The 26806-nt window shown below is 62.3% G+C and carries 26 protein-coding genes, 1 tRNA gene and 1 pseudogene; 12 read left to right on the plus strand and 16 right to left on the minus strand.

Annotation, left to right across the window (positions count from 1 at the left end):
* The first annotated feature begins 104 nt into the window (after positions 1–104).
* From J3L12_RS12860 to uvrA, 3 genes are all read left to right on the plus strand, one after another.
* On the plus strand, positions 105–2744 hold the full coding sequence (locus J3L12_RS12860; protein WP_208015462.1) for a replicative DNA helicase: 2640 nt from the start codon (positions 105–107) through the stop codon (positions 2742–2744).
* 36 nt (positions 2745–2780) lie between these two features.
* Positions 2781–3383: a hypothetical protein gene (locus J3L12_RS12865; RefSeq protein ID WP_208015463.1), complete on the plus strand. Its 603-nt coding sequence runs from the start codon at positions 2781–2783 to the stop codon at positions 3381–3383.
* Between the two features lie 76 nt (positions 3384–3459).
* A complete protein-coding gene (gene uvrA, locus J3L12_RS12870) occupies positions 3460–6399 on the plus strand; it encodes an excinuclease ABC subunit UvrA (RefSeq protein WP_208015464.1) in 2940 nt (979 codons plus the stop codon).
* Here uvrA and J3L12_RS12875 read toward each other — a convergent pair.
* From J3L12_RS12875 to J3L12_RS12890, 4 genes are all read right to left on the minus strand, one after another.
* Positions 6396–7016 carry a deoxynucleoside kinase gene (locus J3L12_RS12875; protein WP_208015465.1) on the minus strand — a complete coding sequence of 207 codons (621 nt, stop codon included), beginning with the start codon at positions 7014–7016 and terminating at the stop codon, positions 6396–6398. The two genes, uvrA and J3L12_RS12875, sit on opposite strands and share 4 nt — an antisense overlap.
* Before the next feature lie 59 nt (positions 7017–7075).
* Complete coding sequence (locus J3L12_RS12880; RefSeq protein WP_208015466.1) at positions 7076–7732, minus strand: deoxynucleoside kinase; 657 nt, start codon at positions 7730–7732, stop codon at positions 7076–7078.
* 84 nt (positions 7733–7816) lie between these two features.
* Complete coding sequence (locus tag J3L12_RS12885) at positions 7817–8875, minus strand: trypsin-like peptidase domain-containing protein (RefSeq protein ID WP_208015487.1); 1059 nt, start codon at positions 8873–8875, stop codon at positions 7817–7819.
* Positions 8876–9029: 154 nt separating this feature from the next.
* Positions 9030–10871: an arginine--tRNA ligase gene (locus tag J3L12_RS12890; RefSeq protein WP_347708901.1), complete on the minus strand. Its 1842-nt coding sequence runs from the start codon at positions 10869–10871 to the stop codon at positions 9030–9032.
* A 124-nt stretch (positions 10872–10995) separates the two neighbouring features.
* Between J3L12_RS12890 and J3L12_RS12895 the strand changes: the two genes are divergently transcribed.
* The 5 genes from J3L12_RS12895 (at position 10996) to J3L12_RS12915 (ending at position 13618) form a co-directional block, all read left to right on the plus strand.
* Positions 10996–11280, plus strand: coding sequence for a type II toxin-antitoxin system Phd/YefM family antitoxin (locus J3L12_RS12895; protein WP_208015468.1), 285 nt, complete (start codon positions 10996–10998; stop codon positions 11278–11280).
* Entirely contained in the window at positions 11270–11548 is a 279-nt protein-coding gene (locus tag J3L12_RS12900) for a type II toxin-antitoxin system RelE/ParE family toxin (RefSeq protein ID WP_208015469.1), read from the plus strand. Before J3L12_RS12895 ends, J3L12_RS12900 begins: the two co-directional genes overlap by 11 nt.
* 85 nt (positions 11549–11633) lie before the next feature.
* Positions 11634–12752 (plus strand): M20 family metallopeptidase, encoded by a 1119-nt coding sequence (locus J3L12_RS12905; RefSeq protein ID WP_208015470.1) that lies wholly within the window; start codon positions 11634–11636, stop codon positions 12750–12752.
* The gene (locus tag J3L12_RS12910; RefSeq protein WP_208015471.1) at positions 12749–13225 is read left to right on the plus strand and encodes a YbaK/EbsC family protein; all 477 of its coding nucleotides are present in this window, start codon (positions 12749–12751) and stop codon (positions 13223–13225) included. The genes J3L12_RS12905 and J3L12_RS12910 overlap by 4 nt, the downstream gene beginning before the upstream one ends.
* Before the next feature lie 105 nt (positions 13226–13330).
* Positions 13331–13618, plus strand: a complete 288-nt coding sequence (locus J3L12_RS12915) for a hypothetical protein (protein ID WP_208015472.1) — start codon at positions 13331–13333, stop codon at positions 13616–13618.
* A gap of 43 nt (positions 13619–13661) precedes the next feature.
* Here the strand turns inward: J3L12_RS12915 and J3L12_RS12920 are convergent, their stop codons facing one another.
* Positions 13662–14234, minus strand: a complete 573-nt coding sequence (locus tag J3L12_RS12920; protein ID WP_208015473.1) for an NYN domain-containing protein — start codon at positions 14232–14234, stop codon at positions 13662–13664.
* A 159-nt stretch (positions 14235–14393) separates the two neighbouring features.
* On the opposite strand from J3L12_RS12920, the gene J3L12_RS12925 reads away from it, so the two are divergent.
* A complete protein-coding gene (locus J3L12_RS12925; RefSeq protein ID WP_243455225.1) occupies positions 14394–14621 on the plus strand; it encodes a hypothetical protein in 228 nt (75 codons plus the stop codon).
* A gap of 264 nt (positions 14622–14885) precedes the next feature.
* Here the strand turns inward: J3L12_RS12925 and J3L12_RS12930 are convergent, their stop codons facing one another.
* Together J3L12_RS12930 and argB are read right to left on the minus strand one after the other, a co-directional pair.
* Complete coding sequence (locus J3L12_RS12930) at positions 14886–15914, minus strand: zinc-binding dehydrogenase (protein WP_208015475.1); 1029 nt, start codon at positions 15912–15914, stop codon at positions 14886–14888.
* 157 nt (positions 15915–16071) lie between these two features.
* Entirely contained in the window at positions 16072–16824 is a 753-nt protein-coding gene (argB, locus tag J3L12_RS12935) for an acetylglutamate kinase (protein ID WP_208015476.1), read from the minus strand.
* An 86-nt stretch (positions 16825–16910) separates the two neighbouring features.
* Between argB and J3L12_RS12940 the strand changes: the two genes are divergently transcribed.
* Positions 16911–16985 (plus strand) — tRNA-Val (locus tag J3L12_RS12940).
* A gap of 39 nt (positions 16986–17024) precedes the next feature.
* On the opposite strand, the gene J3L12_RS12945 is transcribed toward J3L12_RS12940, so the two are convergent.
* The 8 genes from J3L12_RS12945 to J3L12_RS12980 all read right to left on the minus strand — a co-directional run bounded on the left by J3L12_RS12945 (position 17025) and on the right by J3L12_RS12980 (position 24625).
* Complete coding sequence (locus J3L12_RS12945; protein ID WP_208015477.1) at positions 17025–17645, minus strand: DUF480 domain-containing protein; 621 nt, start codon at positions 17643–17645, stop codon at positions 17025–17027.
* An 80-nt stretch (positions 17646–17725) separates the two neighbouring features.
* Positions 17726–19153, minus strand: coding sequence for a xylulokinase (xylB, locus tag J3L12_RS12950; RefSeq protein WP_208015478.1), 1428 nt, complete (start codon positions 19151–19153; stop codon positions 17726–17728).
* A gap of 55 nt (positions 19154–19208) precedes the next feature.
* Entirely contained in the window at positions 19209–20054 is an 846-nt protein-coding gene (locus J3L12_RS12955; RefSeq protein ID WP_243455226.1) for an ATP-binding cassette domain-containing protein, read from the minus strand.
* 2 nt (positions 20055–20056) lie between these two features.
* Positions 20057–21046: an ABC transporter permease gene (locus tag J3L12_RS12960; RefSeq protein ID WP_208015479.1), complete on the minus strand. Its 990-nt coding sequence runs from the start codon at positions 21044–21046 to the stop codon at positions 20057–20059.
* 119 nt (positions 21047–21165) lie between these two features.
* Positions 21166–22170, minus strand: coding sequence for a sugar ABC transporter substrate-binding protein (locus J3L12_RS12965; RefSeq protein ID WP_208015480.1), 1005 nt, complete (start codon positions 22168–22170; stop codon positions 21166–21168).
* 62 nt (positions 22171–22232) lie between these two features.
* Complete coding sequence (locus J3L12_RS12970; protein ID WP_208015481.1) at positions 22233–23276, minus strand: LacI family DNA-binding transcriptional regulator; 1044 nt, start codon at positions 23274–23276, stop codon at positions 22233–22235.
* 498 nt (positions 23277–23774) lie between these two features.
* Positions 23775–24269, minus strand: coding sequence for a hypothetical protein (locus J3L12_RS12975; RefSeq protein ID WP_208015482.1), 495 nt, complete (start codon positions 24267–24269; stop codon positions 23775–23777).
* Positions 24269–24625, minus strand: coding sequence for a DUF6152 family protein (locus tag J3L12_RS12980; protein WP_208015483.1), 357 nt, complete (start codon positions 24623–24625; stop codon positions 24269–24271). Before J3L12_RS12980 ends, J3L12_RS12975 begins: the two co-directional genes overlap by 1 nt.
* Before the next feature lie 253 nt (positions 24626–24878).
* Between J3L12_RS12980 and J3L12_RS12985 the strand changes: the two genes are divergently transcribed.
* The gene (locus tag J3L12_RS12985; RefSeq protein WP_208015484.1) at positions 24879–25460 is read left to right on the plus strand and encodes a phospholipase A2; all 582 of its coding nucleotides are present in this window, start codon (positions 24879–24881) and stop codon (positions 25458–25460) included.
* On the opposite strand, the gene pdxY is transcribed toward J3L12_RS12985, so the two are convergent.
* Positions 25457–26338, minus strand: coding sequence for a pyridoxal kinase PdxY (pdxY, locus tag J3L12_RS12990; protein ID WP_208015485.1), 882 nt, complete (start codon positions 26336–26338; stop codon positions 25457–25459). The two genes, J3L12_RS12985 and pdxY, sit on opposite strands and share 4 nt — an antisense overlap.
* Positions 26339–26493: 155 nt before the next feature.
* Here pdxY and J3L12_RS12995 point away from each other — a divergent pair.
* Positions 26494–26806 (plus strand): annotated as a pseudogene (locus J3L12_RS12995) (hypothetical protein); the annotation flags it as partial.

Here is a 26806-nt window from a genome sequence, read left to right on the forward strand (position 1 = left end):
TGGCAAGCACAGGAGCTTTGAACTCGGTTGACCTTTGCCAAACCCGCCTGGATTGAATAGAGTAAGAACTTGCTGATATTGGTGTAGTAGATAGGAGCATTCGCATGGCAACCACCCCGCTCGAGGGCCGTGTGCCCCCTCATAATCTGGATGCCGAGGCCAGTGTGCTGGGTTCGGTGCTGCTGGATAGTGAAGTGCTGGACAGGCTCGAGGGGCTGCTGGCCCCTGACGCTTTTTACAAGGAAGCCCACCGCAAAATCTGGGAGGCCATGGTGGCGCTCAGGGCCCGGCGCGACCCGGTAGACCTGGTAACGCTCTCCGAGCAGCTCCGGCAAAGTGGGGAACTCGAGAACATCGGAGGGCTCTCGTACCTGGTGGGGCTTTCGGAACACACCCCCACGGCGGCCTATGCCGACTACTACGGGCGGATTGTGGCCGAAAAGTGGACGCTGCGCAAGCTCATCACGGCGGCGGGGGAGGCCATGAAAATGGCCTACGACGAGGAAGGGAGCCTGGAGGACATCCTCGACACCGCCGGGCGCAAGGTGCTCGAGGTCTCCACCCAGGGGGCCCGCTCCGAGTTCCAGAGCATGAAGGAACTCGTCCACGAGACCTTCGAACACATCCAGCTGCTCTACGAGAACAAGGGGCAGGTGGATGGCATCAAGAGCGGCTTCCGTGAACTCGACGCCCTGATTGGTGGCCTGACGAGTGGTTCGCTCAACATCATCGCGGCGCGTCCCAGCATGGGCAAAACCAGCTTCGCTCTGACCATCGCCCAGAACGTGGCTCTGCGGGGCGAAGGGGTCGGGGTGGCCATCTTCTCGCTGGAGATGCCCGCCGTGCAACTGGTCACCCGGATGCTCTGCTCCGAGGCCCGCATAGATATGAACCGGCTGCGCCAGGGCCAGCTTACCGACCGCGACTTTTCCCGCCTGGTGGACGTGGCAGGCCGCATCTCCGACGCGGCCATCCTGATTGACGATACCTCCGACATGACCCTGATGGAACTGCGCGCCCGCGCCCGCCGCCTGCACGCCCAGCACAAGCTGGGCCTGATTGTGATTGACTACCTGCAACTGATGTCCGGCCCCGGCGGCAGTAAGAACGGTGGTGAGAACCGCCAGCAAGAGATTGCCCAGATTTCCCGCGGCCTCAAGGGCCTGGCCCGCGAGCTGAATGTCCCCGTGATTGCCCTCTCGCAGCTATCCCGGGCGGTGGAGTCGCGGCCCAACAAAAGGCCCATGCTCTCCGATTTGAGGGAATCGGGCTGCCTGAGTGGAGATACGCTGGTGCAGATGGCGGATGGCTCGAGGCAGCTCCTCCGAGACCTGGTGGGCAAGAGCGGCTTCGAGGTGCTCGCGCTCGATGAAACCACCCAACAACTCAGGCCGGCTAAAGTGAGCCGTGCTTTCTCGACCGGTATAAAGACCGTGTTTGCCCTGACTACCCGACTGGGTCGTAGCATCCGCGCCACGGCCAACCATAAGTTCCTCACGGCTCAGGGCTGGAAGCGGCTGGACGAGCTGGCGGTCGGCGATTACCTGGCCTTACCACGGCGGCTGGCCTCCGACGAGCGGCAAAGCCTGAGCCAAGACGAGCTGGCTTTGCTGGGTCACTTGATCGGTGATGGCTGTACCCTGCCCCGGCACAGCCTGCAATACACCACTAAGGAGAGCGATCTGGCGCAAACCGTGGCCGATCTGGCCAGGGCGGTTTTTGCCCAGGCCATCACCCCCAAAATTAAGCGCGAGCGGGGCTGGTGGCAGGTCTATTTGACTTCAGCACAGCCGCTGGGCCGGGGTAAGCGCAACCCGGTGGCCGTGTGGCTCGAGGAGCTGGGCGTCTGGGGGTTGCGCTCTCACCAAAAGCGGGTTCCGGCGCCGGTATTCGCCCAACCCGCCCCGGCCATTGCTCGATTCTTGCGGCACTTGTGGTCTACCGACGGTTGCATTCGCCTGCGCCGCGGCAAGGCCCCGTACCCCGCGGTCTACTATGCCAGCAGCAGTGAGGGGCTGGCCCAGGACGTGCAAACCCTGCTACTGCACCTGGGTATCAACGCCAGACTCAAGCGGGTGCCCCAAAAAGGCAAAGGGCATGATCAGTTCCATGTGATCGTGAGCGGCCAGTCCGACCTGCTACGCTTTGTGCGGGCGGTGGGCGCCGTGGGGCGTTACAAGCAAAATGCGCTGGCGGAAGTCGAGGGCTATTTGCTGGCCCGTGCAGAGAACACCAACCGGGACGTAATTCCACTCGATTTGTGGCTAAAGCCTGCCAGAACCGATCTGGCCGCTTCAGGTATGAGCCACCGGGAGCTGCACCGAGCTCTGGGTATGGCCTATTCCGGCATAACCCTTTTCAAGCAGAACCTGAGCCGGGAGCGCACCCGGCGGATGGCCGAGGCTCTGGGTTCGGAGGCATTGAAGCTGCTGGCAGCAAGCGATGTTTACTGGGACACCGTAACCTCTATCGAGGCTGCGGGCCAGGAGGAGGTTTTCGACCTTACGGTGCCAGGCCCCCATAACTTTGTTGCTAACAACATCATCGTGCACAACTCTATCGAGCAGGACGCCGACCTGGTCATGTTCATCTACCGCGACGAATACTACAACCCGCACTCCGAAAAAGCCGGAATCGCCGAGATTATTGTGGGCAAGCAGCGCAACGGCCCTACCGGAACCGTAGAGCTTCAGTTCCACGCCCAGCACGTGCGCTTCAACGACCTGGCCAAGGATGAAATTTGACCGGCCTTGCTGGCTATCTGCGGCTAGACTGCGAAGGTGCGGCTCTTCTGGCTAATGCTCATCCTGGCGGGGAGTACCTTCTGGTTGATCCGGGAGGTGCAGGCCCGGCCCATCGCCCGCCCGCCGGGGGTGCTGGCTCCTCGTGCGCCCTTCCAGACCCCACTCACGCCAGAAAGCGAGGTGCGGCTGGAGAAACCCGGTTATCAGTTCGAGCCAGTGGCCTACTTTGAGCTCGAGGCCCGCGTACTTTCCAGGCGTCTCTATCGCTACGATGCCGCCGCGGCAATTTCCCCGGTAGACCTGGCCCTGGGCTGGGGCCGGATGTCCGACACTGCGGTGATTCGCCAGCTGAGCATCCGCCAGTCGGATCGCTTCTACTTTTATGCCTGGCGCGGGGATCCGCCCATCCCGGTGGGGGAAATTGTGGTCAGCAGCGCCAACATGCACCTGATTCCGGGCAATGACAACATTCGGGTGCGCCTGGAGCGCCTCAAGCCCGGCAACCTGGTGCGTATCCGGGGGTTTCTGGTCAACGTGAAGGGCCCCAATGGTTTTTACTGGAACACCTCCACCATTCGCCACGACACCGGCAACGGGGCCTGCGAGATTGTCTGGGTGGCCGACCTGGTGGTGCGGTAAACCCCATAGCATACACCCTTTTCGTATTGAAGCTATGTTATTTACATAACCCAGGGGCGGGTGTTATAGTGCTCGGATGGACAGGATTATCGTCCGGGGAGCCAAAGAGCACAACCTGAAGAACATTACCGTTGAACTGCCCCGGGGGCAGTTCATCGTCATTACGGGGGTCTCGGGCTCGGGCAAGAGCACCCTGGCCTTCGATACCATTTACGCCGAAGGGCAGCGCCGCTACGTGGAGAGCCTGTCGTCGTATGCGAGGCAGTTTTTGGGGGTGATGGAAAAGCCCGATGTGGAGAGCATCGAGGGGCTTTCGCCGGCTATCTCCATTGACCAAAAGACCACCTCGCACAACCCTCGCTCCACGGTGGGTACGGTCACCGAGGTACACGACTACCTGCGCCTCCTGTTTGCCCGTGTGGGCACCGCCTACTGCCCCCACTGCGGGCGGCCCATCGAGCGGCAGTCGGCCTCGGAGATCACCGACCGGCTCTTTCGCCAGCCCGAGGGCACCAAGGCCATCCTGATGGCCCCGGTGGTGCGGGGGCGCAAGGGCGAGTACCGCAAGGAGTTCCAGCAACTGCAAAAAGAGGGCTACGCCCGGGTGCGAGTAGACGGCGTGATCTATACCCTGGAAGAAGCCCTGGGGCTCAGGCTGGAGAAGTACGAGAAGCACGACATTGACCTGGTGGTGGATCGGGTGGTCTTGAAGCCGGAGGAACGCGCCCGCATCGCCGAGTCGGTGGAGCTGGCACTCCTGCGGGGCGAGGGGCTGATGCGGGTTTTGTACCCGGATAGCGGCAATGAAGAGCTTTTCTCGGAAAAGTTCGCCTGCCCGGAGCACGGGAGCGTGCTGGAGGAGCTCGAGCCCCGCATCTTCTCCTTCAACGCACCCTACGGCGCCTGCCCGGACTGCTCGGGCCTAGGCTACAACCAGGTCTTCGACCCCGAGCTGATTGTGAACCCCGAGCTCTCGCTGGCCGAGGGGGCCATCATCCCCTGGAGCAAGGGCCGCGACAACGGCAAGGGCTACCTGTGGGATCGGTTGCGGGCGCTCTCGGAGCACCTGGGTTTCGACATGAAGACCCCTTTCAAACAGCTCTCGCCAAAGGCTCAGCAGGCGGTGCTGTACGGCCTGCCCGAGCCTTTTGAGGTGGTCTTCCGGCGCAACGGGCGCGAGACCATGCGCTTTATGGTGAGCTACGAGGGGGTGGTGCCCTGGCTCGAGGGCCGCTACCGCGAGACCGAGTCCGAAGGGCTGCGCGAGGCGCTGGAAGCCTACATGACCCTCAAGGCCTGCCCGGCCTGCGCGGGTACGCGCTACAAGCGGGAGGTGCTCTCGGTGCGGGTAGGGCAGTTCAACATTGCCGAGGTCTCCAACCTGCCGGTGCGCGAGGCCAAGCAGTTCTTCCAGGCAGTGGCTCACAACAACCTGCTCGAGGTGGGGGAGCAGCTCAAGGCCTATCGCATCCCCCTCGAGGGCCTGGCTGAGCCCAGGGAGCACCGCAACCTGAACGAGTTCCAGGTGCAGGTGGCCGCTCCCATCTGGCGCGAGATCTACAGCCGGCTGGGGTTTCTGGAGGATGTGGGCCTGGACTACCTGACCCTCGACCGTTCGGCCAACACCCTCTCGGGCGGCGAGGCCCAGCGGATTCGGCTGGCAACGCAGGTGGGTTCGGGCCTGACCGGGGTACTCTACGTGCTGGACGAACCCTCCATCGGGCTGCACCCCCGCGACAACCAGCGCCTTCTTTCCACCCTCAAGAAGCTGCGCGACCTGGGCAACACCCTCTTGGTGGTGGAGCACGACGAAGAAACCATGCGCGAGGCGGACTGGATTGTGGATATGGGGCCGGGGGCTGGGGTACACGGGGGCGAGGTGGTGGCCGAGGGGCGGCTCGAGGACATTCTGGCCCACCCAAAGAGCCTGACCGGGGCCTATCTGCGGGGCAGCAAGCACATTGCAGTTCCCAAAACCCGGCGCAAGGGTAACGGCAAGTGGCTGGTGGTCAAGGGGGCCCGGGAGCACAACCTTAAGAACATCACCCTCCGAGTTCCGCTGGGGAAGTTTGTGGCCATTACCGGGCCGTCAGGGTCGGGTAAGTCCACCCTGGTTCACGACATCCTTTATGCTGCGCTGGCTCGAGACCTGATGCGGGCCAAGGCCATTCCGGGCCGCTTCGACGGCCTCGAGGGCATCGAGCACCTGGATAAGGTCATTGAGATTGACCAGTCGCCCATTGGCCGCACCCCCCGCTCCAATCCCGCTACCTACACCGGCATCTTCGACGAAATTCGGGACCTCTTCTCCAAGACCCCCGAGGCCCGCAAGCGCGGCTACGAGGCCGGGCGCTTCAGCTTCAACGTCAAAGGGGGGCGTTGCGAGGCTTGCAGCGGCGACGGCACCAAAAAGATCGAGATGCTCTTCCTGCCCGACCTCTATGTACAGTGCGAGGTCTGCAAGGGCAAGCGCTACAACAAAGAAACCCTGGAGGTAAAGCTCAGAGGCAAGAACATCGCCGACGTTCTGGACATGACCGTAGAGGAGGCGCTGGGCTTCTTTGAAAATATCCCCACCATTGCCCGCAAGCTGCAACTGATGGTGGACGTGGGCCTGGGCTACATGAAGCTGGGCCAACCCTCGCCCACCCTCTCGGGCGGCGAGGCCCAGCGCATTAAGCTCTCCACCGAACTGGGCCGCCGCTCCACCGGGCGCACCCTGTACATCCTCGACGAGCCCACCACCGGTCTGCACTTCGAGGACACCGCCAAGCTGCTCTCCGTCCTGCACCGCCTGGTAGAGGGGGGCAATACCGTGGTGGTGATCGAGCACAACATGGACGTGGTCAAGACCGCCGACTGGGTGGTGGATCTGGGGCCGGAGGGGGGCGCACGCGGGGGCCAGATTGTGGCCGAAGGTACCCCCGAAGACGTGGCCCAGACCAACAGCCCTACCGGGGCCTTCCTGGCCCGGATTCCCGAGATCCGGCAGAAGGTGGGTGTGGCGGCGGACTAAACCAGCGGGGTGCTCAGGCCGTAGGCTTCCAGCATCCGAAACATGAGCTCGCGGGCTTCTTCATCTTCGGCGTAGTTGACGGTGTCGCTGGAAATCACCAGCACCGGCGAGAGGTCGTAGGCCCCAACCCAGGCTTCGTAGAGACGGTTGAGCGAGGCTAGGTACTCGGTGGGGATGGTTTGCTCGTAGGCCCGCCCCCTGCGGGCAATGTGGGCTTGCAGGGTTTCAACCGAGGCCCGCACATAAATCAGCAGGTCGGGCTTGCGTAGCGCGGGCGCAATACCCTCGTAGAGGGCCAGGTAGGTCTGCCAGTCCCGCTCGGAGAGGTGGCCCTCGAGCCACAGGTTCTGGGCGAAGATAAAGGCATCCTCGAAGATGGTGCGATCCTGCACCACGTGCTGGGCGGGGTTGATCTGCTCGAGGTGCTGGGCCAGTCGCTTGGCCAGGAAGAATACCTGCGACTGGAAGGCCCAGCGCCTCATGTCGGCGTAGAAGTCGGCCAGGTAGGGGTTCTCGTCCACGGCCTCGTAGACCGGCAAAAGCCCATAGCGTTGGGCCAGCAGTCCGGTCAGGGTGGACTTACCGGAGCCAATATTCCCTGCAATGGCGATATACATGGGCGTCGAGGGTTCAGCGTCGGGGGTCTAGGGCCAAAAACAAGGCGGTGTTGGATGCTTCAAGAGCGCTCGAGGCCCGCAGGGCTCGAGGTAGGGCCAGCATGCCCCGGGTTGGCTGCCGGGATGCCCAATCTTTCCTGTACGCGCCGCACCACCCAGTCCCGGTCGGCCTCGCGCTCGGCAAAGTTGAACTCCTGGGTGTCCAGTATCCATAGGGGATTGGGGTAGGTAGCGAAGTGGCGCTCGTAGAACTCGCTCAGGCGGGCCAGGTACTCGGGTTCCATCTGCTTCTCGAAAACCCTTCCCCGGCGGCGGATGCGCTCCAGTATGACCGGCAGGGGGGCCCGCAGGTAGAGGGTCAGGTCGGGGGTGGGCAGCTTGGGCGAGAGGTGGGTGTAGAGGTCGTTGTACAGCTCCCACTCGGCCCCGCTCAGGTTCATGGCGGCAAAGATTGCGTCCTTGTCGAACAGATAGTCGGCCACCACCCCCCGCGCAAACAGGCTGGGCTGCGAGAGGGGCAGCAGTTGCTTGTAGCGCGAGAGGAGGAAAAACACCTGCACCTTAAAGCCGTAGCGCACCGGATCTTGATAGAACAGCGGCAAAAAGGGGTTCTCCTCCACCACCTCATGCAGACTCTCGGCCCCCAGCCGCTCGGCCAGCAGCCGGGCCAGGGTGGTCTTGCCCACCCCAATCACACCCTCGATGGCGATATACATCGTGCTATAGCGTCCAGGGTTGAGGGCCGAGTGTCAAGGGCTGTTTGTGATTGAGCGCTTGACCCTCGACCCTCGGCAGGCGCATCAGCGCCTGGCAATCATCGTCAGCGTGACATCCAGCCGCCGTCCGTTGCGCCAGATGGTCAGATTGACCCGATCGCCAGGGCGGTAGCGGGCAATGGTCTGGGTGACCTCGCCGGCGTTGCGCATGGTGCGGCCATTGACGGCCAGGATGACGTCGCCCAGGCTGATTAGCTTGCCGCGCTGGTCGCGCTGGGCCGGGCGTAAGCCCGCGCGAGCGGCGGGGCCGCCGGGCTGCACCTTTTCAATCATGGCCCCGCGGGTGGAAAGCAAGCCCACCCGCCCCAGCAGGATGGGGTCCAGTTCGCCCAGGTCGAGCAGGGTGGCGCCCAGGGTGCCCCGCTGGGGCACCCCGAAGCGCTCGAGGTCGCTCACGCTTTGCCGCACCAGGTCACCCGGAATGGCCACCCCCACTCCGCCTACCCCGCTCAGGTCGCCCAGGGTGGCGTTGGCCACCCCCACCACCCGGCCTTGCAGGTCGAGCACCGGGCCCCCCGAGTTGCCCTGCACGATGCGGGCATCGGTGAAGAGCAGGTCGCCAATTTCCGCGCCCACCTCGGGGTCAAGGTCGTTTTTCTCTGCCGCGGTGGGGCCGGTTCCGGCCAGAATGCCGTAGGAGGCCAGGTTGCGCTGTCCAAAGGGGCTGCCAATCACCACCAGCCCCATGCCCACCGGCAGATTCTGCGAGCTAGCGAAGGAAAGCTGGGCGGGGGCCGTTACCCCCTGCACGGTCAGGATGGCGATATCAATGCCCTTGTCCACCGCAAACACCTGGGCCGGGAAGGAGCGCCCATCAAAGAGCTCCACGCTGATGTCGCGCAAGTCCTGTACCACGTGGTAGTTGGTGATGATGCGGCTGGGTGCATAAAAAAACCCCGAGCCGTTGGTGGGGCCTTCGTTGCCGGTCTGGGGGTCGCGCAGGATGCCAAAAATCTTGACCACTGCAGGCAAGGCCCGGCGAATCACCTCCACCCGGGCCACCTCCTCGGGGGTGGTCAGGCGGGGCGCCTGGGCAAAAGCCGGGGTCAGGGCCAACAGGGTCAAAAGGGCAACCGTGCGCATCATCAGCAAACCTTTTTCATTCTCATATGTCGATGGTGAGTAATCAATAGCTATTACTCAGAAACCCCCAAAGGGGGGGTTTTACTTCATCGGCACAGGGTTTCGCGGGCCAAAAAGCGCATTCGAGATGTTCAAGAAACCTTAATCTGCCGATCTACATCACCTCCGGCGCCTGCAAGCCCAGCAATTCCAACCCCTGCCGGAGGGTCTGCCGCAGGGCCTTGACCAGCTCGAGGCGCACCCCGCGCAGCCCAGGGGGCGCGGTCAGCACGGGGGTCGCCGACTTGCCATCCGGGGTTTTGGCATTGTAAAAGCTGCTCCAGGCGGCGGCCAGTTCCAGCAAATACTGGGCCACGATATGCGGAGCCTTGTTGCGGGCGGCATCCTGCACGGCCTCGGGAAAGCGCAGGAGGTTTTTCGCCAGGATAATCTCGTAGGCGGTGGCCTGGGCGTAATCGGCCTCTTCCTGCAAAACCCCCTGTTCTTCGGCCTTGCGCAAAATAGAGCCGGCCCGGGCGTAGGCGTACTGGATGTAAGGCCCGGTATCGCCCTCGAAACTCAGGGCCTGGTCGTAGCGGAAATCAATCTGCTTTTTGGCCTCGGTTTTGATCATGGCGAAGCGCACCGCGCCGACGCCAATCTGCTCGGCGGCCTCCTGGGGGTTGGGGTGGTCGGGGTTTTTCTCGGCAATCACCGCCCGTACCCGCCGGACGGCCTCGTCCATCACCTCGTCCACGCTTACCACAATGCCCTTGCGCCCGGACATCTGACGGCCCTCGAGCAGCACCGTTTCGTAGGCCAGGTGGAAGCATTGCTCGGCCAGGTCGTGCCGCCCCTCGACCTCGAGGGAAGCCTGCACCACCCGCAGGGCATGGCTCTGGCGGGCGTCCACCACGTTGATGGTCTCGCTGGCCCCCCCAAAGGGCATGACCACCCCTTCAGGATGGGTGCTGTAGAGGGGGGCGCCGCTGGGCTGGGTGTCGTACTCCACAAACTTGATGCCCTGTAGCAGGCCCATCTTCCAGAACTGCAGGGCGATGTCCTTGGCGGTGTAGGTGCTGGTGCCGTTGGAGCGAATGAGCACCAGGTAGGGGTCTTCCAGACCGGGAATGAAGGCGCTGGTGTCCATCACCAAAGCCCCGGCATACTTGCCCTCGGTGGGGCGCGAGACGTAAGGGGAGCCCTCGAGGGCTTTCATGGCCTGGCCCAGCAGGCCCTCGCGCACGATGTCCGACTCCCAGACCAGGGCGTCGTACTCGGCCCCCAGGCGGTACATGGTTTGCAGCTGCGAACGCAGGATTTTATCCACTTCGGGGCGCAGCTCGCCTGCCTCGAGGCGATGCAGTGTCTCCTGTACCCCTTTCTCGATCACGGCTTTCTTCTGGGGGTCTTCCAGCTCCTGGTGCAGCCGCACGTAGGCATCGCCGACCCAGTGGTCGTACTTGGTGCCGGCGGGGGGGGTTTCCAGGCCAAAGTACCGCAGGGCGTACAGGCTCTCGGCGGCCTGCCGTCCGGTGTCGTCAATGTAGTTCATGACCTCCACCCTGCGCCCGGCATAGCGCAGGATTCGCGCCAGCGAGTCGCCCAGGCAGATGTTCCGCAGGTGCCCCACGTGCAGTTCCTTGTTGGGGTTGACCGAGGTGTGCTCCAGCAGCACCTTGCCCTCGGTTCGCGGGAAGGGCGTAATGGGTAGGGTGGCCGCCTGCACCAAAAAAGCGGGATCCAGCTCGAAATTCAGGTAACCCCCCACCACAAAAGTGCGACGCACCCAGGCGGGTAGCTGGATATTCTGCACCAGGTCGGCGGCAATTTGCGGGGGGGCTTTTCGCAGGGTGCGGGCCAGGCTCATCGCGATGGGCGTGCCGTAATCGCCTTCCTTGCCGGCTGGGGTCTCCTGCACAATGATTTCGGGCAATTCACTCAACCCCAGGGCTTGCAGGCCCTGGGCGATGGCTTCTTTGAGCTGAGCCTTGATATCGGGGCGATGCGCTAACACCGCAATAGGATAGCAGAAAGAGGAACCCCGAAGCGCTTGGCTGGTGCTGGTATCAAGCCTCAACCACTGGGACGAGAAAGGCTCGAGGCTAGAATCGCTCATGAAAATTATGTACAATATTTGCATGCCCACCCTGGACATTGCGAACAATGTAATTCCCATCTCGGAGTTTCGCTCGAATGCCTCCCCAATTCTCAAGCGGCTGCGTGAAGAGGGCGGAATTGTGCTGGTCACGCACAATGGCTACTCGGCTGCGGTCATGATGGGGGTGGAAGAATACCAAAAAATGGAACTTCAATTGCGTGAATACAAAGCCATGGTGGAGGGCTTGGCCGATGCGCTGAAGGGCAAAATGGTTTCCAACGAAGCCGTATTGAAGAAGTTGAATAGGGAAGGTAATGCGGATTAGGTGGTCTGAGGGCGCGGAGTTGCAGCGTGACGAGGCCCGCCTACGACAGAGCAGTTCGACCAGGCTTCGCCAGTTGAATCGCAAGCTGCGCGAAATGTTGGAGTTGATTGAACAGTTCCCCGAAGCGGCCAAACCTCACCCCGACTACAACCGCAGTGATATTCGGATGGCAGTGGTCGGCGAGTATCGCATGTCGTACATGATTCTGGCTGACGAAATAATTGTGATTTCCTTTGTTCATGGGAAATCTAATACGGCTCAGGACTAAGGCGGCTTTTCGCACTGGTCAGGCGTGCGATGCTCAGGGCCGAAAAAGCCTGTTCACTGATGCTGAACGGCGTTAGTATGGGCCTGTGAAGCCTCTGGAACACCTGCAACCCCAACTGCCCGCCATCCTGCAAGACTTAGAAGCCATCGTGACCCTCGAGGCCCCCTCCTACGACCTTCCCGGTCTGGATCGGGTGGCCCGCTGGATTGCAGAGCAGTTTGAGCCTTACGGAAGGCTCGAGCGCCAGGAAACCGAGAACGGCCCCATGCTCCGCGTACAGGTGCCGGGGAGCGGGAAAAAAGTGCTGGTGCTCTGCCACTTCGACACCGTACATCCGGTGGGCGCTTTTGCGGTGCCCTGGAAAGTGGAGGGCGAACGGGCCTATGGCCCCGGCGTCTACGACATGAAGGGCAACATCGTGCAGCTTCTGTGGGCCCTGCGCACCAATGCGGCCCTGAGTCTGGGCAGACCCCAGCTCGAGCTGCTCTTCACCCCCGACGAGGAGGTGGGTTCGCAGGCTTCGCGGGCGGCCATCGAGGCCGGAGCCCGGCGCAACGACCTGGTGCTGGTGTTGGAGGCGCCCATGGGCAACGGCGACCTCAAGGTAGCCCGCAAAGGGGTGGGCCAGTACCGCCTCACCGCCCACGGCAAGCCCGCCCACCAGGGCGTCGAGCCTGAAAAGGGCATCAACGCCATTGTGGAGCTGGCCCACCAGATTCCCAAAATTGTGGCCCTGCAAGACTGGAACCAGGGCACCACCCTGGGGCCCAACGTCATCAAGGGCGGGACGACCAGCAACGTGGTGGCGGCCACGGCCTGGGTGGATATCGACCTGCGGGCCTGGACCATGGCCGAGGCCGAGCGGGTGGAGCGCGAACTCCGGGCTTTGCAGCCGGTGCTGCCGGGGGCGTCGCTCTCGCTCGAGGGTGGCCTGAACCGACCCCCCATGGAGCCTTCCCCGGCTTCGCTCGAGCTGTTCGAGATGGCCCGGCGTATCGGGGCCGAAGTGGGCCTAGAGCTAGGGCCTGGAAGGGTAGGGGGCGGCTCGGATGGCAACTTCACGGCGGCTCTGGGCGTACCCACCCTGGATGGGCTGGGCTTGTTCGGCGAGGCGGCCCATCAGCTCACCGAGAACGTCTACATACCGCAAATCCCGGCCCGCATCGCCTTGCTGTGTGGCATTCTGGACGAACTCTCCCGATGAAGCTCTCGCCCAGCGCGCAAAAGGTGCAGGATGCCTTGCACCGGAAAGGCTTTAGCCACCTGCGGGTGCAGGAGCTGGCTGCCTCGACCCGCACCGCCCAGGAAGCCGCCGATGCCGTGGGTTGTACGGTGGGCCAGATTGTCAAATCACTGATTTTTCGAGGGGCCATTAGTGGACAACCCTATTTACTGCTGGTTTCGGGAGCCAACCGGGTCAACACCCACCGGATCGAAGCAGAACTGGGGGAAAAGCTGGTCAAGCCCGATGCCGAGTATGTCCGCAGAGTGACCGGCTTTGCCATTGGTGGGGTGCCACCGGTAGGCCATGCCCAGCACCTGGAAGCCCTGATTGACCCCGATCTGCTGCAATATGAGCGCATCTATGCTGCGGGTGGAACTCCGTTTGCACTCTTTGCACTTTCCCCAAACGAACTGCTGGCGCTCACGGGTGGGCGTGTGCTGGCCATTAGATAGAATGGACAGAGCGCTCTTCACGTATTTCGAACCATCCGGCTTCAAAAACCTCCTGGGTTTTGGTTCTGGCGACTGTCTTTTTGAATCCGGTATTAGACTGAAAGCATGTTCGGTCTGTTTCGCAAACCCGATGAACACATTCAGCGCGAGGGCGATACCGCTTTTCGGGTACGGGTGCGCACCGCTCGGAGTGGCGATATCGTAGAGTTACGGCTCACCAAGGGCAGCGAGATTTCCACCTCCGACGAGGGGGGGTACTACGTGCGTAAGATTATCGTCTCGCCGCAGCACCTCGATCGGGCCGTGCTGGAAATCTGGTTCGACAACGCCTATCGCCCCAAGCGCAAGGTTGTGGAGGGGGGCGAGCTGGTTCCTATCAAGGAGTGGACGTGAAAAACCCCCTACCGGACAGGTAGGGGTTAGCGTTCGTGCCGTTTTACTGTAACTCGTCCTCGAGGTTATCCATCAGTCGGCGGGCGGCGCTGGTCTGCTCCTCGCCGCCAAAGCTCTCCTCGCTGACGGCAGGATAGGCGCGCCGTCCACCGCCGGTGCGCTCGAGCTGGGCCTGCAACTCGCGCAAGTCCAGATAGCGGTCGCTCTGGTTGCGCAGCTCGAGGTCGGTGAGTTCGGGCACCCCCAGCAGGTGAATCTCCTTGCCCTGGGCCCGGAGGGCCGAGAGGGTATGGGCTAAGTCGCCCGAGCCGCTCGCCACCACTGCCCGCTCCCAGCGGGGCGCGGTAATCAGCAAATCGGTGGCGATCATGGCCTCGAAGCGGGGGTCGCCGTGGGCTTCCCGGCTGCGCACGGTGTAGCCCATGAACACCAGCGCGTCGAGGAATTTCTGCTGGCGCTCGTCGTTGCTGTCGGTGACGGGGGCGTAATAGAAGGCGTTGTACAGATCCTCGGGCTTGGAGAAAACCCCAATCGCCTTCCGGTGGTCAATGTTCCACCCCAAACGCTTGGCCGCATCGTACATGTAGGAGCCGTCAATAAACAAAGCCGTCTTCATTGTTTTTCTTTCTCGCTTCCTGTGTTGCGGCGGGGTTGTCCGCTACGCTAGATGTGTATGCTACATCTAGACGGCCCAATCTACTATCTCGGTGCGCTTGAGCAACCGCTCCTGCTTCAGACAGGGCCACCCCTAGCTCTGCTCTTTACATCATGCGACATGGCCCGCCAATTTCCAAGCGCTGTAACGGGTTTGGGCGACCTCGAGGTGCAGCAAATACAAGACTGGCGCGGAAAAGAAGAGTTCTTCAAAGCCCTCTTGCTGCAGGGCATCGAAGTGTATTTGCTCGACCCCAACCCCCGCCAACCTTTGCGTGCTGCACGGCATGCAGTACGTGCGGCGTTGGTCTACGTGCAAAGCCACAAGACGCAAACCGCCTGTCTTTAAGTCAGCGGCCTGCGGCTCACTGGGGTCATGGTCTCGAGCAGGGAAGCCCTTCCACACATGCGTTATGCGAACTGGGTGCAAGGTTATGTATCAAACTTGACCCTGTTTTCCTTCGCCGAGGGATGAGGGTTAGCAGTAAACCTCGAGGGTTCAGCACCCGCCCTCCATTTCTTTATTTGAGCACAAAAAGGCCCCGGACTGAGGCATCGGTTACAAGCGGCCAGAGACTATAGACCATCGACCATAGGCAGTCTTTTACCCGCACTAAACTTCCAAAACCACCTTGCCAAACACCCGGCGCTCTTCCAGCAGCCGGTGTCCCTCGGCGGCTTGCGCGAGGGGCAGAGTGGCCCCCACGATGGGCTTGAGCCGGCCCTCGGCCACCCAGCGGAGAATGGGGAAGAGGCGGCTCTTGGAGCCCATGGTGGAGCCAAAAATGGAAAGCTGCCGGTAAAAGACGTGAGAGAGGGGGGTTGTGGCTTCGTACCCCGAGGAGGCCCCCACCAGGCAGATGCGCCCACCCCAGGCCGTGGCCTTGATTACCCCCTCCCAGTACTGGGCGCCGGTGTGGTCCACCACCGCATCGGCGCCCTTGCCGCCGGTAAGCCTGCGAACCTCCTTGAACCAGTCCGGGTGGGCGTAGCTGACCGTTTCGTCCGAACCCAGCGCCCTGGCCTGGGCCAGCTTCTCCTCGCTGCTGGCGGTGGCAATGACCCGTGCCCCATACAGCTTGGCAATCTGAATGGCGGCCACCGAAACCCCCGAACCGGCGGCCATCACCAGCACGTCCTCGCCCGGTCTGACCTGGAGCTTGTCCACCACCATCTGCCAGGCGGTCAGGAAGGTAAGGGGCACCGAGGCGGCCTCGGCCCAGCTCAGGTTGGCCGGTTTGGGCAGGACGTTGGCTGCCGGTACCGCAATGAGCTCTGCGTACCCACCCCAGCGATGTTCGCCCAGGATCTGGTACTGCGGGCAGAGGTTATCCTGCCCGCTCAGGCACCGCTCGCAGCGGCCACAGGAGACCCCAGGGTTCAGCACCACGGCATCCCCCGGCACGAGGCCCTCCACACCCGCGCCCACCGTTTCCACCACCCCGGCTACATCGGAGCCCAGGATGTGCGGCAGCGGCAGTTTGGGGCTGGCTACCCCCTTGCGAACCCAGATATCCAGGTGGTTCAGGGCCACCGCCTTCACGGCCACCCGAACCTGCCCGGCTTCTACCGCCGGGGCCGCTATCTCGGCGTAGCGCAAAACCTCCGGGCCGCCCCTGGACTCCATCCAGACCGCTCGCATAGAGGCGATTGTGCCACTTCACGTAAGGGGTCGTCAAACGGGCATGGGGAAATGCCGAAAGCCTGAAGCTGAAGGCCAGAGGCTCAATGGGCGTAAGGCTCCGGACGGGTTTACGACCTGATACCGGGGATGGTTGGTGCAAAAGCCAAGATAACGGTTACGATGCCACCACCCGCGTCCCTGCCGTGCCTTCCAGCACTGCCTGCAAGATGCCCTGGGTTCCCCTGGCAATGCTGGCCCAGGGAGCGCCTTTGCTAATGGCATTCAGGGCAGCCTCGACCTTGGGAATCATGCCCCCGGAAATGGTGCCGTCCTGGATCAAGCCCCGCACCTGGGCCTGGCTGAGCTGGGCCAAGCGGCTGCTGGGGTCTTTAGGGTCGCGCAGAACCCCCACCACATCGGTCAGGAAGACTGCCGGAAGGTGCAGGGCTCCGGCGATGGCCCCGGCGGCGGTGTCGGCGTTGATGTTGAGGGGGCCTTGCGGATCGAGACCGATGGGGGCTACCAGGGGGGTCAGGCCCGCCTGGAGCAGGCTTTCCAGAACCGGGGTGTTGACCTTGCTGACCTCACCGACCCGGCCCAGTACGGGATCCCGTAAGCGGGCCTCGAGCAGCCCGGCATCGCGCCCCGTCAGGGCCACGCTGGGCCGCCCTCGGCGTGAAAGGCCCTCGGCGAGTTGTTTGCCCAGGGTGGTGAGCACCATCTCCACCACCTCCATCTGCTCGGGGGGGGTGATTCGCAACCCCTGGTAAAAGTGGGTCTCGAAGCCCATCCGGTTGAGCCACTCGCCAATGCGGGGGCCGCCCCCATGCACCAGCACAAGGGGGCCGGGGTAGGCGCTTACTTCGTCCAGCAACTCGCCCGCTTCCTTCAGGCTACCTCCAATTTTTACGAGCAAAGCCTGTTCCATGCCGATAATCATACCCAGCGCACAGCTTGACACGCCTAAAAGCGGGTGTTACCCTTTTGAGTGCGCTTGCGCGAGCAAGCCAGCACGGGCGATTAGCTCAGCGGGAGAGCACACGCTTCACACGCGTGGGGTCGTAGGTTCAAATCCTACATCGCCCACCAAGAGGGCAGCCGAGGCCACAAAGGTCTCGGTTGTTGCCTTTAGCCCCCCAGCGCCTTCCTGAGCTCCTCCACCACCACCCGCAAATCTCGCACCTCTGCTTCCAGGGCTTCCAGCCGGCTTTCCAGCTCACTTTTTTCCTCTATCCGGACGACGGGGGCCGGGGTTCCGGCCAGGAGGTGGGCATAGCGTACCTCCCGCTCGCCGGGCTGGCGCTCCAGTTGCGTGACCAGCGGATTTGGGGTCAGTTGCATGAGGGTTTGCACCACCGCCTCGGCTTCCTGGAGCGAGGCAAACTTGTGGTTCATGCTTTCGGCCCGGGCCCGTATTTCACCCAGGGTTTGCGGGCCGCGCAGCATCAGAACGGCCATCACGATGGTAGCGGGCGCCTCGAGCTTGTACTCTCGATCCAGAAACTGCCGGTATTTGGGCGCACGGGCGCCATGCTCGCGGAACATGCCACACAGCCGCTTGCGCTGCAAAGAGTCCAGGGCATCGCGCACCTCGGCTTCGCTCAGGTGGGTAACCGGGTTGCGGTTGTTTTTCTGGTTGGCCCCCAGCCGAATAGCGTTCTCGGTCATGGGGTAGTAGTCGGGGGTGGCGTACTGTTTCTCGATCAGGGTGCCCAGAACCCGCACTTCAGTCTCGTTGAGCAAGTTCACGGCGAAATTGTACGGTATGCGCGTGGCGGGGCTTCAAGTACCGACAGGTATTTCGGCAAAAACCCCGGCCAGATGAAGATTCAGGCGTTCGCAAACCACCCAGCCAGCCTGGCATACAGTTGCCTGAACCGGGCGTAACCCTCCTCGTAGGAGGCGCGGGGCAAAGCGGCTGGTTCGGAGGGTTCCCGAGATACCGGCAGCTCGAGCCCCAGGGCCATGGCGCCCAGCAAGGCTGCACCTCGAGCCGACGCCAAGCGCACCGGGCTCACGGTCAGGGGTCGCTTCAGGATGTCGGCCAGGAGCTGCTGCCAGAAAGGGTGGGCGGTGCCCCCGCCCGCCAGCCGCAAGGGGCTACGGGGAGGGACGGCCTCTCCTAAAGCCTCCAGGCCCTCTCGCAGACTGAAGGCCACCCCCTCGAGGGCTGCCCGCATCAGATGACCGTGCCGGTGGTGCCGGCCCAGCCCGGCCCAGACCCCTCGAGCCAGGGGGTCGAGGTGGGGGGTGCGTTCCCCGGTCAGGTAGGGCAGAAAAACCAGCCCCTCGCACCCAGGGGGCGCTTCCGCGGCTTCGGCATAGGCCTGTTCCCAGCTCAGGCCCAGCATGGCCCGCACCCACTCGAGCGCCAGGCCCGCGTTTTGCATGGCGGCCATGGCGTACCACTGCCCCGGAAGAGCCGCCCGGTACAGGTGGGTGCGGAGGGAGGGGTCTATCTTTGGCTCGGCTAGCAGCACGGTAATTTGGGCCCCGGTGCCCACCGTGAGCTGGGCTTCGCCTACCCGCAAACCGGAGCCCAGGAGGGCGGCGGCGGTATCGGCGGCCCCGGCGGCTACCGGAACGCCTGGGGGCAGGCCCAGGTGCAGGGCGGCCTCCGGGCGCAGGTATCCGGCGGTCTGGCTCGAGGGCGCCAGGGGCGGAAATAGGCCAGGGTGCAGTTCCAGGGCTTCCACTACATCCCAGGCCCAGGCATCGGCCAGAAGGTCGTAGAGGAGCGTGCCGGAGGCATCGGAGGGCTCGCTCCCGATCTCTCCCGTAAGCCATAGCCGTAACCAGTCCTTGGGCTGCAATGCCCAGCGGGCTGCTTTGTATAGCTCCGGTCGGTGTTGCTTGAGCCAGAGCAGGCTTGGAGCGGCCATGCCCACGACCAGCGGATTGGCCAGCCGTCGGCGCTGGGTTTCAGGAAGTCGGCGAAGCGCTTCAAGTTCGGCGCTCGAGCGACCATCAGCCCAGAGCATCGCGGGGTACAGGGGGGTTCCGCTTGCGTCTGTCAGCACCACGCCGTGCATCTGGCCCGAGAGGCCCACGGCCCGAACTTCTGCGGCATGCCCATCTACTACAGCCCGGACGGCTCTGCCCACCGCCTGCCACCAGTCCAGCGGGTCGGACTCGGCCCAGCCGGGCCTGGGGGCGTGGACGGGATAGGCCTCACTGGCCTCGGCAAGGACAGCTCCTTCGCTCGAGAGCAGCAAGGCCTTACAGGAGCCCGTACCCAGGTCTATGCCAAGGAACATTACGCCAGGCTATCCCAGGGGTTGTGCCTCTGCCACCTGTTCGTGCCCCCGATGCTCAAGCCAGCACCTCGGGGCTCAGCTCCTCAGGGCTTTTGGCCCCGGTCATGACCGCCACCGTGTCGGACATGCTGATTTTTTTAGGGTTGACCACGGCGGCCCGCTTGCCCAGGCGCTGGATGTGGATGCGGTCGGCAATTTCAAACACGTGGGGCATGTTGTGGCTGATAATGATGACCGGTAGACCGCTGTCGCGCACCCGCCGGATCAGCTCGAGCACCATGTTGCCCTCCTTCACCCCCAGGGCCGCAGTGGGCTCGTCCATGATGACCACATGTCGGGCAAAGGCCGCGCTGCGGGCCACCGCCACCCCTTGCCGCTGGCCGCCCGAGAGGGTCTCGACGGCCTGGCTCATGGAGCGAATGCCGATTTTCAGGTCTTGCATATCGTTGATGGCTTCCTCGAGCATCTTTTTCTTGTCAATCCAGCGAATCAGTCGGGCGAACCAGCCTGGTCGCAGAATTTCCCGGCCCAGAAAGAGGTTCTCGGCAATGGTCATGGCCGGGGCCACCGCCAGATCCTGATAGACCGTCTCGATGCCATTTTTGCGGGCGTCAATGGGGCTTCGGAAGTGTACCTGCTTGCCGTCCAGGTATATCTCGCCCGAGTCAGGAATGATGGCCCCCGAGAGGGCTTTGATCAGGGTAGACTTGCCCGCGCCGTTGTCGCCAATCACCGCCAGAATCTCCCCTTCGCGCAGCTCGAAGTCGGCGCCGTCCAGGGCGGTCACGTGCCCGTAGCGCTTGACCAGACCGCGGGCCTCGAGCACCACCTTGGGCTTGGGGGCGGGTGTGGGTTCGGGGATTGGGTTCGCCTGGGTATTTTGCACCGGATTCAGTTCCATATTTAGCCCCTTCGTTTAGAGACTTGGTCAGCCACCACCGCCAGAATCACCAGGATGCCGGTAATCAAGACCTGATAGACCGAGGAGACCCCCATCAGGGTCAGACCGTTGCGAAAAACCCCCACGATAATGGCCCCCAGCAGAGTGCCCAGGATCATCCCCCGGCCCCCAAACAGGCTGGTACCCCCCAGCACCACGGCGGTGATGGTCTCGAGGTTTTCGGTCTGCCCGGCGTTGGGGTCGGCCACGCTGGTGCGTGAAATTAGAAGCCAGCCGGCAATCCCGTAAAAGAAGCCCGCTATGGTGTAGGTCAAAAGCAGCACCCGCTGGGTAGGAATCCCCATCAGGCGGGCGGCCTCGGGGTTGTTGCCCACCGCGTAAAGGTGACGGCCCGGCGCGGTCTCGCTCAGGAAGAACCAGACCAGCAGATACAGCACAATCACCAGCACCACCCCATAGGTAAAAACCGTCTCGCCCAGCCTGAAGGTGTTGCCCCAGAACAGATGGGCGTCCGGTAAGTTGCTCACGGTCTGGGCCCTCGAGTAAATCTGGGTGAGCGCAAAAGCGATATTCATGGTGCCCAGTGTGACGATGAAAGGGGGCAGTCTGAAGCGGGTAATCAGAAAGCCGTTCAGAAAGCCAAAAGCGGTGGTGACGGCCATCCCGCACAGTATGGCCAGGAGCGGGGGCATGCCCAACTCCACCGCAAACTTGGCCATCACCATGGTGCCCAACGCCATCACAAAGCCCACCGAGAGGTCAATACCGGCGGTCAGGATAATTAGGGTCTGCCCAATTGCCAGCACCGCGACTATCGAGACCTGCTGCAATATCAGGGAAAAGTTCTGCCCGGTCAGAAAGCGTTCCGATTGCAGGCTAAAAAAAATGACGGCCAGTAAAAGCGCTACCAGGGGGCCCAGGATGGTGAGGCTCGGTAGTCTCTCGAGCAGGCTCCTGGGGGATTGGGTGGTGCCGGATGGTTGCTCTGCCATACGTTCCTCGCTATAGCGGCTTCTCTTGTTTTTGCGTTCTATATTACACGTTTTGAGTTCACGTTCTGATTTTTAGGGGGTGGTGGACGCTCAGTCTCACCACCCCCGGAAGCAGCAGACTACTGACCCCAGCAGTTGGCCAGACCGTACTTGACGTCTTTGCTAGCCACGCCAGGAACGGCGTTCTTGGCAATCAGCTCCACGCCGGTATCCACATAGCCCGAGGCTTTCTTGCCGGTCTTGGCATACTCAACGGCGGCTTGAACGCCCATGGCTGCCATGCGCAAGGGGTATTGCTGCGAGGTGGCGGCAATGATGCCCTGATCCACGTTGCGTACCCCCTCACACCCACCGTCCACTGAAACGATGATGACGTCCTTCTCCTTGCCGGCGGCCTTCAAAGCCTGATAGGCGCCGGCAGCAGCGGGTTCGTTGATGGTATAGACCAGGTTGATGTTGGGGTTCTTCTGCAGGCAGTTTTCCATAGCGGTCTGGCCCTTGGCCCGGTCGCCATAGGTGTCGGCCATGCAGACCACTTCGGCGGGCTTGGCCAGCTCGTTGCTTTCAGGGCCCAGGCTCTTCAGCCCAAACCCGGCCAGGAAGCCGTTGTGGCGCTGGGCCCCCACGGGGTGGCCGGGGAACAGATCCAGGGTAGCAATCACCGGCTTCTTGCCCTTCATGGCGGCGGCCGCATACTTACCAATCAGCACCCCGGCCTGGTAGTTGTTGGTGGCAAACAGGGCATCTACCGCGCTCGCGGGGTCGGTGGGGCTGTCGAGAGCAATTACCTGCACCCCTGCAGCCTGAGCCTTCTTGATGGCGGGGATGATAGCCTTGGCGTCGCTGGGGGTGATCAGGATGGTATTTACACCGGCGGCTACCATATTCTCGATAGCTGCAACCTGTCCGGCGTTGTCCCCATCGGTTTTACCGGCAGCGCTGATGAACTTCGCGCCCAGCTTTTGCGCTTCCTTTTGCGCGCCTTCCTTCATCTTGACGAAGAACGGGTTCGACTCGGTTTTGGTAATCAGCCCTACATAGGGGGTCTTGTTCTGGGCCGTGACCAGCCCCAGCATGGCAACGCCCAACACCAACAGACTTGCGATACCTACAGTTTTGCGCATAGTGACTCCTCCCAAACAACTCAAAAGAAAGAACCTGGTTTCCAGACGCCGACTTTGCTATTTCAGTGCCTCCTCCTTTGCCTCTTGAGTCCATTGGTAAAACCGTCCGGTGGGGCGGTGGACTCTCGAACAATGAAACTCACATCCAGCCGGATGCTGGTAGGTAGGGCCGGCTGGCCCCGGCTCAGCGAGCTCAGAAGGGTTTCGCAGGCCAGGAAGCCCAGCTCGTAGGTGGGCTGGGCCACGACGGTTAGGGCGGGGTGCATGGTGGCGGCCCAGCGGGAATCGTCAAAGCCGACGATAGAAAGTTCCTGGGGAATGCGTATGCCCAACTCGCGCACCGCCAGTACCGCGCCCACGGTCATCTCGTTGTTGCCCACGAAGAGGGCTGTGGGGCGTTCTTCGGGCGGAAGGGTCAGGAGCGCCAGGGCGGCCTTACGGCCATCCTCCTCGCGGTGGTTGCCGGGGAGAACCAGTTTTTCGGAGTAAGGGATGCCTGCTGCAGCCAGGGCTTCTCGGTAGCCCTGGTGGCGCTCAACGGCAGTGGAGATGTCAAGCCGCCCCACAATCATGCCGATCCGCCGGTGGCCCAATTCAATGAGGTGTTGTACGGCGGTGCGGGCGCCGCCAAGGTTGTCTACCATCACGGTGCGAACACCGGGGGTTCCGCTGCTGCGATCCAGCTCGACGGTGGGCAGTTTGGGGACGAGCTTGAGATTCTCTTTGGCTTTGGGGGTCGGAACGATAAGCAGCCCCTGGGGAAGATGACCTCGCAGGGCGTTGAGGGCCCGCTGTTCCTTTTCGGGATCTTCGTCGGTGTTGAAGAGAAAAACCGTGTAGTTGTGTTTCTCGGCGGCGTCCTGTACGCCTTTGGCCAGGGTGGCGTGAAAGGGGTTCAGGATGTCGGTAATGATCAGGCCCAGGGTACGGCTGCTACGCTGGCGCAGGCTGCGAGCGAGCTGGTTGGGCTGGTAGCCGAGCTCTCGAGCGGCCTGCAGGATGCGCTCGCGGGTGGCCTCGGCAACCATCTCGGGCCTGGAAAGGGCTCGAGAAACGGTCGCGGTGGAGACCTGCGCTCGTTTGGCTACATCGTCGAGGCTGATCATAAGATGCAATCGTTTGCAAAGTAGATTGCGAGTAAACCGTGACCCAAAAAGGAGATTTCTTTTCAGCGCATCTCGAGGTCAACTTTTATTGCAATCGTTTGCAGTTGTTTATGTCCAAGGTTTTACCACACCCCTTTGAAGAATGCAATAGGCTTCTAAGAGATGCCCCTCTCATCGCATAAACCGCCATCTCGTATTTGCAAAACGTGTGTCGTAAGGGGTGTAAACGCTGCAAACCGCCTAGATTGCAATAGGGCAGGCTTTGGCCCAAGAGTTTGGTTCAGACAAGTTCAACTGTTGGGTCAAATAACCCAGGCCTTGCTTGCTAAAGGGGCATACTAAAGAAACCACTTCGGAGCGGAGCAGTGGTTCATTGGCCGGTGAATCTCGAGGGGAGATTGCATTCAGGCCCCAACCATCTCAAACCACTGCCTGGCCTCTGAAGTTGCCAGGGGATTGCGGCTCGAGGGGAGCCGTAACCCCCTAACTTTTTGTGCTTCATCCCAAATAGGCGATTAGCCGTCCCAGGGCAATGACCGCGACCCAGAGAACAAGCGAGAGGAGGGCCGCTAATCTGGCCGCCAGGGGTGGGTTCACGCCCTGGTTCCATGCCTGTACGCGCCGCCCCACGCGGGCGTGGAAGACCCAGGCGTTGAGCCCGGCCAGGCCAATCAGGGCCATCTTGCCCAGAAATACCGGGCTTACCCCAATGCTTTGGGCATCCGGCAGCAGCAGCAAAAAACCACTGGGGGCCGCTAACGCAAAACCCACCCAGGCCACCGGAAGCAGGTGGGCCGCCATTTGCTGGACAGGAATTTGCCGGGACAGGCCCAACAGCCGCAGGTCAAACAGACCGGCGGCCCCCACCAGCGTACAGAATCCCAGGATGTGCAGGATCTCCACCGTGGGGTAAAGCCACGCCGACTGGCGCATGGCGAGCGCCACCGGGGTGCCATGCAGCCATTCCAGCCAGTTTAGCCAGACTGCTGGCATCAGCGCAGCTCAACCGTTTTGCCGTCTACAATAATGCGTTCGGCCCGCATCTCCTCGCGTTCGGTGCGGTGGGGGTAGCCCACCACCGTGACCCGCGCCCCCACCTTCAGGCTGCCGCTGGGGAGCCCCCGGGCTTCCATGCGCGAGGGGGGCGCCAGCACCACGTACCACTTGCGCTGCATCATCAGGCCGGTGGGTGGGACTTCAATCCAGATGGTGACGTGAGGGAACTCGAAGGTGACTTCGGTGATGATGCCGGTAGTCTGGAATTCGCGGCTGGCATCGTAGCTGCTCCAGCCATGGTGGGCCAGGGCCAGGCCCAACAACAACACGGTGGCAAACCAGGTCTTTCGCATAAATCCCCCTTTTCCCTAAGAACAGTAGCGTTGCTCGTATATTCGGGGAAAATCGTGCTGGACTGTGTAGGAGGGGTTACCCTATGTGGATTTTTTGAGAAGGCAGACCCCCGGATTAAGCTGCCATGGCCTTTCCAATGTAAGCTACTCCTAGCCGACAGTCGGGTTAGCTCATGCAGGCATTTCAAGATGCTTCAACGATAGGGCCACAACCTGCTGTGGTGTTTGCTGATACCCCCTGAGGAGGTCGGTCATGCAAAGAATGGTTCGCTACGGATGGCTGGTGTTGTTGCTGCTATTGGCTGCATGTGGTCAGTCCACCCCGGTTCAGACCCCCACCGAACAAGAAATCTTGCAGGACATGCGCCAACTGGGGGTCGAGCCCGAGGCCATAGCAGCCTACGAGGCCTCGCTCAAGAATCTGACCAAAGCTCGCCAGGCGGTTGAAAGCCTGAGCGCTGGCGACCTCCAACTGGTGCAGACCATCGCACTGGGCAGCATTGCCAACTACGACGGTTACTACGCAGCGCGGGCCAGCTACCCCCAGTTCGACTGGAGCCGCGACGGCTGCTCGGCCCCGGAGGGCCTGGGCCTGGGCTACCGCGAGACCTTCCGGCCCGCCTGCAACGTTCACGACTTTGGCTACGCCAACTTTCCCCGTTTTCCCACCCTCTACAACGAGACCGGGCGGCGGCTTACCGACGATAACTTTTTGCTCAACATGAACAGCATCTGCCGGCCCAAAAGCTTCTTGAGCCGGGCGGCCTGCTACTCGGCGGCCTATGCGTACTACAGCGCAGTACGTGTGGCGGGCTGGGCCTACTTCTACGACTAGGCCACGGGTTCGGCGGAAAAGCGCTGGCTGGGGTTCACATACTCTTCCTGGGCGGCGATCAGTTGAATTTCGCGGGTGTTCATCTGGTGGGTGAGCAGGAGCATGTTGTACATGGCCGAGACCGCGTTCTCGAGGCTCAGCGCCACGTTGCCGGTTTTCAGGTAATGGCCCAGGAACAACGCCGCAATGGCGTCGCCGGTGCCGTTGCGGGGGGGCTCGAGGGGAATGCGGGGGGTGCGTACCAGCCAGGCCCCCTCGTCGGCGACGGCCAGGGTTTCGATGGTGCCCTCGGGCGCCCCCTCGCGCAGCATGCTGGTCACCACCACGATGCGGGGGCCGCCCTGGTGGATGTGGGCGCGGACGATGTGGGCGGCCTCCAGCACCTCGCGCAGGGTCTTGGCGGAAAGCTCGGTGAGGAGCTCGAGTTCGAACTGGTTAGGGGTGATGATATCGGCCTGGGGTAGCACCTGGTGCTTGATGATCTCGGGAATTTCGGGGCGCACGAACAACCCCCGCCCCTCGTCGCCCATCACCGGGTCGCAGCAGAAGAGCGCCCTGGGGTTGAGTTGGCGCACCCGGGCCAGGGCCGACAGAATGGCCTCGGCGGTGCCCCCGCTGCCCATGTAGCCCGACAGCACGGCGTCGCACTGTTCCAGCACCCCGCGCTCGGCAATACCCTCGACCACCGCGCTCAGGTGCTCGGGCGGCATAATCATGCCTTTCCACTGGCCATAGCCGGTGTGGTTGGAAAACTGCACGGTGTGGATGGCCCAGACCTCGAAGCCCATGCGTTGCAAGGGGAATACCGCCGCAGCGTTGCCGGCATGACCGTAGGCGACCCAACTCTGAATGGAAAGAATATTGCGGGGCGGTTGCATGCAGGCAGTCTAAGGGAAGGTCTTTACAGACGGCCAGCCCTGTGGTGTTTTGTTCTGGAAGGTTGCAGGTCTCAGGACGCATGTCGCATGCCAGAAAGTACTCAATCACTGGTGCTAGTTGAAAAGTAGCGGGAGAAAGGAATAGGGTCTGGTGTATGCGGCCAGACCCGAGATGCATTCTATCGCTGGAAGACGTTGCTTTGGTGATGTACGTTGGGGTAGACGATGCCCTGCGTTCGAAGGCTGAACAGCATGAACATCAACAAGCCAAGCTCAGCCTTAGTGAGTTGGTCACCATCGGGCTGATGTTCAGCCTCAAAGGCGGCTCATTCCGCCGGTTCTACCTGTGGCTGGTCGCCAACCTGGGTGACTGCTTCCCCCATCTACCTGAACGCACCCGTTTGCAGCGACGACTACTCCAGTACCAAGCTTTGGTCGTACATTTTCTGGCCGAACCCAGCTTGTTCT

The sequence above is a fragment of the Meiothermus sp. CFH 77666 genome (assembly GCF_017497985.1).
GTDB lineage: Bacteria > Deinococcota > Deinococci > Deinococcales > Thermaceae > Meiothermus.

Bases quoted from the DNA above. Each gene is read 5' to 3' on its own strand.
- J3L12_RS12860 (WP_208015462.1), top strand. From the start codon at position 105: ATGGCAACCACCCCGCTCGAGGGCCGTGTGCCCCCTCATAATCTGGAT.
- uvrA (WP_208015464.1), top strand. From the start codon at position 3,460: ATGGACAGGATTATCGTCCGGGGAGCCAAAGAGCACAACCTGAAGAAC.
- J3L12_RS12875 (WP_208015465.1), bottom strand. From the start codon at position 7,016: ATGTATATCGCCATTGCAGGGAATATTGGCTCCGGTAAGTCCACCCTG.
- J3L12_RS12880 (WP_208015466.1), bottom strand. From the start codon at position 7,732: ATGTATATCGCCATCGAGGGTGTGATTGGGGTGGGCAAGACCACCCTG.
- J3L12_RS12885 (WP_208015487.1), bottom strand. From the start codon at position 8,875: ATGCGCACGGTTGCCCTTTTGACCCTGTTGGCCCTGACCCCGGCTTTT.
- J3L12_RS12895 (WP_208015468.1), top strand. From the start codon at position 10,996: ATGCCCACCCTGGACATTGCGAACAATGTAATTCCCATCTCGGAGTTT.
- J3L12_RS12900 (WP_208015469.1), top strand. From the start codon at position 11,270: ATGCGGATTAGGTGGTCTGAGGGCGCGGAGTTGCAGCGTGACGAGGCC.
- J3L12_RS12910 (WP_208015471.1), top strand. From the start codon at position 12,749: ATGAAGCTCTCGCCCAGCGCGCAAAAGGTGCAGGATGCCTTGCACCGG.
- J3L12_RS12915 (WP_208015472.1), top strand. From the start codon at position 13,331: ATGTTCGGTCTGTTTCGCAAACCCGATGAACACATTCAGCGCGAGGGC.
- J3L12_RS12920 (WP_208015473.1), bottom strand. From the start codon at position 14,234: ATGAAGACGGCTTTGTTTATTGACGGCTCCTACATGTACGATGCGGCC.
- J3L12_RS12925 (WP_243455225.1), top strand. From the start codon at position 14,394: ATGGCCCGCCAATTTCCAAGCGCTGTAACGGGTTTGGGCGACCTCGAG.
- J3L12_RS12930 (WP_208015475.1), bottom strand. From the start codon at position 15,914: ATGCGAGCGGTCTGGATGGAGTCCAGGGGCGGCCCGGAGGTTTTGCGC.
- argB (WP_208015476.1), bottom strand. From the start codon at position 16,824: ATGGAACAGGCTTTGCTCGTAAAAATTGGAGGTAGCCTGAAGGAAGCG.
- xylB (WP_208015478.1), bottom strand. From the start codon at position 19,153: ATGTTCCTTGGCATAGACCTGGGTACGGGCTCCTGTAAGGCCTTGCTG.
- J3L12_RS12955 (WP_243455226.1), bottom strand. From the start codon at position 20,054: ATGGAACTGAATCCGGTGCAAAATACCCAGGCGAACCCAATCCCCGAA.
- J3L12_RS12960 (WP_208015479.1), bottom strand. From the start codon at position 21,046: ATGGCAGAGCAACCATCCGGCACCACCCAATCCCCCAGGAGCCTGCTC.
- J3L12_RS12965 (WP_208015480.1), bottom strand. From the start codon at position 22,170: ATGCGCAAAACTGTAGGTATCGCAAGTCTGTTGGTGTTGGGCGTTGCC.
- J3L12_RS12970 (WP_208015481.1), bottom strand. From the start codon at position 23,276: ATGATCAGCCTCGACGATGTAGCCAAACGAGCGCAGGTCTCCACCGCG.
- J3L12_RS12975 (WP_208015482.1), bottom strand. From the start codon at position 24,269: ATGCCAGCAGTCTGGCTAAACTGGCTGGAATGGCTGCATGGCACCCCG.
- J3L12_RS12980 (WP_208015483.1), bottom strand. From the start codon at position 24,625: ATGCGAAAGACCTGGTTTGCCACCGTGTTGTTGTTGGGCCTGGCCCTG.
- J3L12_RS12985 (WP_208015484.1), top strand. From the start codon at position 24,879: ATGCAAAGAATGGTTCGCTACGGATGGCTGGTGTTGTTGCTGCTATTG.
- pdxY (WP_208015485.1), bottom strand. From the start codon at position 26,338: ATGCAACCGCCCCGCAATATTCTTTCCATTCAGAGTTGGGTCGCCTAC.